Genomic DNA, 7,945 nt, shown 5'->3' with positions numbered 1-7,945 from the left:
GGAACGACAACAGCGTCTGAGACGACCCGAAGGGGCCACCACCCCCGGTGTTAAGCCGCGCGCCGGCTGACCGCCCGCCGCACTCCCGAAACCGCGTGAAGGCAACACAGGCCGTCGCGCCGCACCAAGCAAGGAAGGTGGACGTAAGAGATTCGATAAGGGTGTGACAACAGATCGTTAGGCCCTCACTTCAGTGATCACTCCTCTCTAAGATCTATTAGCTGCACGCCAATCTTCACCGGTATGCCCAGATAGTTTTCGTAAGAAACGAGGAGTGAACCATGCCCGAAAACGAGTCGTTAGTGGACGCGGGGGCTCTCGCCAGGTTAGCGAAAAGCTTCGATACTCATGGGTCGGACTTAGAGACCTACAACAAGGAGTTCCGGGCGAAGACCGACGCCGAGGTGATTGACAAAGGATTCGGTGTCCTCACGGAATCCGAGGAAGTAACCTCCGCCTACATCGAGATGTCCACCGACATGGTGGAGACGCTCAACGCCCTGCGGCAGCACCTGGATCACATCAGCCAGGGCCTGCGCACGGTTCAGCAGAACGCCACGGGCACGGACGAGTCCCTGGCCGCCGGCTTCAGCCAAGAGCGTGGCGCATGAGCGGTGACGAGTCCGTAGCGGAGCAGGTCTACGAGGCCGGCCTGGAAATCATTAACCCTGGCGGCGATCCGGACGTCCTGCGCTCGGCCGCCAAGGGCTGGCGGGACCTCCACGAAAACCTCCAAACGATGTTCCACGACCTCGACGGCGAGGTGCAGCGGACACTGGAATCCGGCTGGCGCGGTCCGGCAGCCGACTCCTTCGCCGAACACTGGAATCACCTCAACACGGCGATGGGCAAGACGCTGCCGCAGTTGCCGGAGGCGGCGCAGAGCCTCGACAAGGCCGCGGACGCCATCGAGGACATCAACCACGAGATCCACGAGATCTACCTTGAGATCGGCATATCCATCGGGATCTCGGTCGGCATGTCTTTCCTGACCATGGGGTTCTCGGCGGCCGCGGGGGCCGCCCGAGCCGCCCAACTCGCTGCCCGCGCCGCCAAACTCGCCAAAACGCTCGGCACGATCCTGCGGAAGGTCAGTGAGGCGTTCAAAGTCATCTCCCGGCTGGCGAAGGAACACCGTTTCCTGAAGAACGTCCTGGTCAACTGGGCCAGCAACACCGGCGGCACCGTCATGACCAACGCCCTCACGGGGCAGGAAACCAATCTGGGCGACGCGGTCTGGCAGGGCGGGCTGTCCTCGCTCGTTGGCACGGGGCCGGGGATGCTCGCGACTGGTGGTGTCAAGGCTCTGGGCAAGGTGGCTGGGAAATTGGAGAATCCGATCGCCCAAGGGTTCGGTCGGCACTCCGGATGGATCGGAGATGTGGCGGGAGGCGGCGTCGGCAGTGCCACTGGCGGTTTGGCCGTGGACGGCGTCAAGAAGCTCGACGGCGACCAGGACGTCGACATGGGATGGGATGCCGGCGTGAACCTCATTACAGGTGGTGTGGGCGGAGCCGCCGTCCACGGTGTGAACACGCAACTGCCACCGGGGCGGGAGGGGCCGCACTTCCCGATCGAGGGTCCGATGCAAGGAATCATCTACGGCGGCGGCGGTGCCATCGCGACTCCAGTTCAGAATGCTCTCAAGGACGATACGCAGAAGAGCGAGGCGAGCGAAGGGCCACACGACGCGAAGAAGGGGTCAGTGAAGGACGTTTTCGGGTGAGAGAGCGGGACCTTGGAACGGCTGCGGCGTCGGTGCTGGCATGGGTGGGCGCCACGGCGTTCCTAATCTGCCTGCTGGTGCGGAAGATCGTGCCGTATCCGCGCTGGGATCTGCTGGCTTGTCTGGCGTTCTCCGCAGTGGCATCGCTGGCATGGTGGCTGCGGGCAACCGGACGGTGGAGGTCCCGGCTGGGAGGAGTCGTACCCCCGACGCTTGGGCTGAAGATGGGCCGATGGTGGTGGCCACCGATGCGCGGTCTGTGCACCATCCTCGCAGTCTGGCTCTTGTCCGTCCCCTTCTTTCTGTTGGCTTTTTCGGTCTCGGACAACAGCCCCCAACTGGCCGTCATCACTCAGCACGACTACCGCTTCGCAACTGTCACGATCACAAAAATCCAGCACTCATACCGGAATCAATCCAAGGCCGGCACGACATACGTATCCGTGGTCACCGTCGAGGCGCCGGGACGTGACGCGCACGGCAAAGCACTGCGCTTGAGGGGAACGACGAGGACGTCCGACCGGGTGAGAACCGGCGAACGGCTAACAGGTGGGCTGTACGCCCCGGATGCCCCGTCCCTGGGAATCATCATGACCGGCAGTGGGCATCTCGCCTCTCTCCTGGGGGGCCCGGCATCACCGGGCGAGATGGTGATGCTGGCTCTCATCGGCGCCTTCCCCGTCACCATCTTCTTCATCTCCTTCTTCACCGCCAGGACCAAAGCCGATCCGCTGACTCCCGGGTCCGTGCTCGGCGACAGGCCGGCGCGCAGGCTACGTGTGCGTATCGCGGGTGGGACAGCCGGGAGATGGCTCACGGCACCTGATCCCAAAAAGAACTCCGGCGACCCCCAGACCACGCTGTCCCCTGCCTTGCGTCTTTCGTCGCCCGAGGGCACCCGTGACCTGTTCATCGACCGGTGCCTCGACCCTCAGGCCCTGGCCGGCGTGCTCGAAGGCCAGGCCGGGTGGCTCTACTGGGCCCCGGATTCAGGCAAGCCCCCGGAGTGGTCCGTCGCGGCCCTGCTCGTTCTTGACGACGACCGGTACGTCTACGGGGTGACGCCTCCGGGAAGGGCTGAGGACCTTCCGCAGGGCGAGCCGGCGGACCTGCCCCTTCCAGACGCTCGTTCGTTGCGCGCGGTGGGACCGTACGCGCTGTGGCAGCCGGCCGTGCACGGGCCGGGGATGTACGGGTTCGGCCTCGGTTTTCTCGCGATATGTCTGATCGTCGCAGGGGTCAACTCCGGCGGTGGGCCACTGTTGAGCATGTGCTTTGTCAGCGCCGTGGGAGGACCGGTGGCAGGTCTCCTGCTGATCCAGCGTCGGCGCACGGTGTATTTGCGACGGTTGGCAGGTGGACCTTGTGACACGGAGGCCACAATCGCTGGCCTGCGGAACCCACCGTGACAAGTGTGATCGGGCGTTTGAGCGAGGGGAAAGCGATCGCGTGGTGACGTCCGCCGAGGCAGCGGCGTGGCTCCCGAGGAGTCCGACAGTCACGTCGTGACGGGCGTCCAGCGGTATGAGCTGTCCATCACCGCATGAGTTCTGCAACAGGTTGGGCCCTCAGGTAACTTCCTTGCGAGGCGGCCGTTTCTCAGGGCTATGGCTCCACCTGTGGTTCTCATGCTTCGTCTTCGTCATCCGGGGTGGCTTCCCGCGCATAGTGGAGGTCGAGGACGTATCGCTCGGGTGTGGGGTTGCTTCGCCAGGCATGTCCGAGGGCATCCGGCTCGGGGTGTTCGGCCAGTTCGCGCAGGGTGTGGTTGTAGTGGTCGAGGGTGGCGTGGCGCCCGGTCCACCACGCAACGCCCTCGGAGATGCCTGGTCGCGGCAGATCGCGATCCTCTACCAGGGTCGGACCGGCTGCCAGTGGGCCTACCTCCCGCACGACCTGCCGCAGAAGAGCGCGACCTACTACTACTTCGCCGCCTGGCGGGACGACGGAACCAACCAGGTCATCCATGAACTCCTGCGCTGCCAGGTCCGTGAACGCGCCCGACGATCAGAGGACCCGACCCTGGTGGTGCTGGACACCCAGAGTGTCCACGCGGCCGTCGGGGTCCCCGCCGCCACGACCGGCTACGATCCGGCCAAGCGGGTGCCGGGCCGCAAGCGCGGACTGGCCGTGGACGTCCTTGGCCTGGTCATCGCGGTCGTCGTCCTTGCCGCGAACATCCACAACAACACCGCGGGCATCGCCCTGCAGGACCAGGTCGCCGAGCACACCGGCGACACCGTCCGCAAAGCCCTGGTCGACCAGGGCTTCAAGAATCAGCTCGTCGACCACGGCGCCGGCCTGTGGCTCGTCAGTCCATTCGCCGTGGCTCCCGACGACAATCCACGCTGAAGAGGACGCCAGGTATCCCGTACCGATGCCACACGTCGTCCGTGATCACGGCGTTGACTGGGAGCGCTGCGCCGCTCAAGTTCGGTCGCGGCTCAGACGGGCGCCGAAGTGTCGCATCGCGGCCCGGAACTCCTCGGGTTCCTCGATGGTGAAGTCGGCGTCGAGAAAGGCGAGTGCCGGCAGCAGCCACTGCCATGTGTCGAGCGTGAGCACGACGCGGGTGGCGCCCCCGGCAACCACGTTGAGCTCGACCTCCTGGCGGTGGAAGGCGTCGGCTACCGCTCTCATGGAAGCGTCGATGGTCAGCACCACGCGCCGCCGATGCCTGTTCATACCCTCGCGGAGGTAGTCGAGGCCAGTACCGGTCGGCAGCGGGCGGGGCGAGAAGGTCTGCTCGCGCGCCAAGAGGGCGGCGACGCGGTCGAGCCGGAAGACCCTCCAGTCCTGCTTGTCGATGTCCCAGCCCAGAAGGTACCAACGCTGGTGCAGGTGCATGTGGCGGTGCGGCTCAACCCGACGTGTGGTGGCCTTCCCGGTCGCCCCCACGTAGTCAAATTTCACGACGTGCCGGCGCGCAATCGCCTCGGCGAGACTGCTCACGGTCTCCGCGCTGGTGCTCGGGGCGGGCGTCTGCATCGTCTCCAGGCTAGCGCGCAGCGCGGCACCCCGAGGGCGCAGCCGCTTGGGTAGGAGCTGGTCCACCTTGCCGAAGGCTCGCAGGGCCGCCTCGTCGATGCTTCCCTCGCTCGCGCTGCCGGTCGAGCCGAGGGCGGCCAGGCCCAGCAGGGTCGCGACCGCCTCGTCGTCGTCGAGCAGCAGCGGGGGCATGGCCCGCCCAGCCACCAGCTGGTAATAGCCGCCCGGCCCCGGCTGAGTCTCGACCGGGTACCCGTAACCGCGGAGCCGACTGATGTCGCGTCGAAGTGTGCGTGTGGGAATAGTCAGCCGGTCGGCCAGCTCCGCACCCGTGAACCGCTTGCCCGACTGCAGCACCGCCAGCAGCGCGAGGACTCGTTGCAAAACATCAGCCACGACGCCAGTCTCGCAGCAATTGAGGCCGGATTGCGGCCGCATCGTGTCCTAGCTTCTTGGACATGCCACAGCAGAGCATTCGGATTCAGGGAGCCCGTACCAACAACCTGCAGCACCTGGACGTCGAGGTACCCCGCGGGCGCCTCGTGGTGTTCGTCGGTGTGTCGGGCTCAGGAAAGTCGTCCCTGGTCTTCGACACGATCGCCGCCGAGGCCGGCTACCAGCTCAACGAGACGTACCCGCCCTACATTCGCAATCGCCTACCGAAGTGGGCCCGCCCCGAGGTCGGCCACATCGAGGGGCTCTCCCCCGTCGTGGTGATCAACCAGCGGCGGCTAGGCGGGAACGCCCGCTCCACGGTCGGCACGATCACCGACATCTGGACCTACCTCCGGCTCCTGTTCTCCCGGGTGAGCAAGCCCCACGTCGGTGAATCCACCGCCTTCTCATTCAACGACCCGGCTGGCATGTGTCCCACCTGCTCGGGCCTTGGCGAGGTTGTGGCCAGCGCCGTCGACCGCTTCGTCGACCTGGACAAGTCGCTGAGGGAGGGCGCGGTCCTGCTGCCCGGGTCTGCCACCGGCGGTTACTGGTACTCCCACTTCGCCGACATCGGGGTTTTCGCTCTCGACACGCCACTGCGCCGCTGGAGCCGGGACGAGCGGCACGCGCTGCTGTACGGCATCGGCTCGGCGGGATCGCTAGCGAGCCTGCTGCCCAAGGACTACGAGGGCGTCGTCGAGCGGTTCGAGCGCATCTACCTGCGCGGCTCCGGCGACATGTCCGAGCGCAAGAAGGAGACACTCGGCAAATTCACCCGTGCCAAGGTGTGTCCGAACTGCCGCGGCGACCGCCTCAACGAGGCGAGCCGCACCGCCACGGTGCTCGGTCACACCATTGGCGAGATGGCGCGGATGGAAGTCAGCGAACTCGCGGAGCTGGTGCCGAGAGTGACCGAGCCGAGCGTTTCACCGGTCGTGTCCGCACTGACAGACCGGCTGCAGGCGATGGTCGGCATCGGGCTCGGCTACCTCCACCTCGGCCGCGCCACCCCGACGCTCTCGGGCGGCGAATCGCAGCGGATCAAGACGCTCCGTCATCTGGGTAGCAGCCTCACCGAAATTCTCTACGTCTTCGACGAACCCACCGTCGGGCTGCACCCGCACGATGTGAACTCCATGACCGAGGTGCTGCGGCAGCTGCGGGACAAGGGCAACAGTGTCCTGGTCGTCGAGCACGACCCCGCGGTCATGGCCATCGCCGACCAGGTCATCGAGGTCGGCCCGGGCGCGGGCGAACAAGGGGGGAAACTCGTCTACCAGGGCACCTTCGAGGGCCTTCGGCAGGCCGACACCGCAACGGCTGCCGCGCTGGCGCAGCATCGGCCCATCAAGGAAGAACCGCGCACGCCGCGGGGCCACATCACCCTGGCCGACGCCACGCGCAACAATCTCAAGAACGTGACCGCGGACATTCCCACCGGCGTGATGACCGTACTCACGGGTGTGGCCGGCTCGGGCAAGACCAGTCTCGCGGGCGAACTTATCGCCCAGCACGAAGCCGTCGTGATCGACCAGAAGCCGGTCAGCACCAATCGCCGCTCGACCCCCATCACGTACACCGGGATCGCCACCCCCATCCGCAGTCTCTTCGCCCGTCAGAATGGCGTCTCGGCCCGCCTGTTCAGCGCCAACTCCGAGGGAGCCTGCCCCGACTGCAAGGGCCTCGGTGTCGTGTACCACGATCTCGCCTTCATGGAAGAGCAGGAGACGGTCTGCGAGACCTGCCAGGGGCGCCGGTTCACGCCCGAGGTCCTCAAATACACGGTTGCCGGGCTGTCCATCGCCGACATCGACGAGCTCACGATCCGCAAGGCCATCGACCAGCTTCCGGACCACGCGATTGTCAGGGCCCTACGCCACCTCGACGAGGTCGGGCTGGGCTACCTCCGGCTCGGCCAGCCATTGACGACTCTTTCCGGAGGTGAGTGCCAGCGCGTGAAGATCGCCAAGGAGCTCCGTGACTCCACCGGCCCGACCCTCTACGTCCTCGACGAGCCCACCACCGGCCTGCACATCCAGGACATCGACACCCTGCTGAGCCTCCTCGACGGCCTGGTGGACCACGGACACACCGTCGTACTCATCGAGCACAACCTCGACGTCATCCGGCGAGCCGACTGGATGATCGACCTCGGCCCCGGCCCCGGCAAACACGGCGGGAAGATCCTCTACCAGGGCACCGTCGCAAACATCGCCGGCACCGCCACCGCCGAGGCGCTGAGCGGGGACCTCTTCCGCGCCCCCAGCGCGTCGCTATCGAAGCCGGCCAGCTGTTAACGCCCACCTCATCCGGGGCGACGGCGTAGCTCGCCCGGCAGGGCTACCTCACGTTTCAGCAGCACTGCGGAAGCAGCATCGCTGTTCGTGCGCGGCTCAAACACCCCGATGCGGCGGAAAGGCCGCGGGCCGCACCGTCACCGTCGCAGCCTTCGTTATTTGGCTCCGCCCATGACCCGCTAGTGTCCTGCGCCAGTAGTTGTTCGTTAGTTGTTGTGTGACTTCTTCTTCTGCTGGTGGTGCGTCAGTTCCTCGTCGGGGTCCGAAGCTGGAGCCGTTGCTGCTCTGTGATGAGGAGCGGGCGGTGTTGGAGCGGTGGATGCGGCGGGCGACGTCGGCTCAGGCGTTGGCTTTGCGGGCACGGATTGTGTTGGCGTGTGCGGGGCCGGAGGTGCCACCGATCGTCGCAGTCGCTCGGGATCTGCGGGTGACTGCGGATACGGTCCGTAAGTGGCGGCGGCGGTTCCTGGTCGACCGACTGGACGGCTTGGCTGAC

The 7,945-nt window shown here is 66.1% G+C and carries 6 protein-coding genes and 1 pseudogene; 6 read left to right on the top strand and 1 reads right to left on the bottom strand.

What is annotated here, in order from left to right:
- Nucleotides 1-281: 281 nt before the first annotated feature.
- The 4 genes and pseudogenes from CG747_RS46685 to CG747_RS46675 form a co-directional block, all read left to right on the top strand.
- A complete protein-coding gene (locus tag CG747_RS46685) occupies nucleotides 282-611 on the top strand; it encodes a hypothetical protein (RefSeq protein WP_100607933.1) in 330 nt (109 codons plus the stop codon).
- Nucleotides 608-1,726, top strand: a complete 1,119-nt coding sequence (locus CG747_RS46680; protein WP_100607932.1) for a WXG100 family type VII secretion target — start codon at nucleotides 608-610, stop codon at nucleotides 1,724-1,726. The genes CG747_RS46685 and CG747_RS46680 overlap by 4 nt, the downstream gene beginning before the upstream one ends.
- The gene (locus tag CG747_RS48760) at nucleotides 1,723-3,135 is read left to right on the top strand and encodes a hypothetical protein (protein ID WP_180986050.1); all 1,413 of its coding nucleotides are present in this window, start codon (nucleotides 1,723-1,725) and stop codon (nucleotides 3,133-3,135) included. Before CG747_RS46680 ends, CG747_RS48760 begins: the two co-directional genes overlap by 4 nt.
- A gap of 433 nt (nucleotides 3,136-3,568) precedes the next feature.
- Nucleotides 3,569-4,030 (top strand): annotated as a pseudogene (locus CG747_RS46675) (transposase); the annotation flags it as partial.
- 123 nt (nucleotides 4,031-4,153) lie between these two features.
- Here the strand turns inward: CG747_RS46675 and CG747_RS46670 are convergent.
- Entirely contained in the window at nucleotides 4,154-5,110 is a 957-nt protein-coding gene (locus tag CG747_RS46670; RefSeq protein ID WP_257981240.1) for a YafY family protein, read from the bottom strand.
- Between the two features lie 62 nt (nucleotides 5,111-5,172).
- Between CG747_RS46670 and CG747_RS46665 the strand changes: the two genes are divergently transcribed.
- Both CG747_RS46665 and CG747_RS46660 read left to right on the top strand, forming a co-directional pair.
- A complete protein-coding gene (locus CG747_RS46665; RefSeq protein WP_100607930.1) occupies nucleotides 5,173-7,449 on the top strand; it encodes an excinuclease ABC subunit UvrA in 2,277 nt (758 codons plus the stop codon).
- Nucleotides 7,450-7,768: 319 nt separating this feature from the next.
- A partial coding sequence (locus tag CG747_RS46660; RefSeq protein ID WP_257980243.1) for a helix-turn-helix domain-containing protein occupies nucleotides 7,769-7,945 on the top strand: 177 nt, incomplete at its 3' end.

Origin of the sequence: Streptomyces sp. CB02959 (genome assembly GCF_002803155.1) — a bacterium.
Lineage (GTDB): Bacteria > Actinomycetota > Actinomycetes > Streptomycetales > Streptomycetaceae > Streptomyces.
The sequence above is the reverse complement of the archived record's forward strand: the minus strand, read 5'-3'. Positions and strand labels throughout refer to the sequence as shown.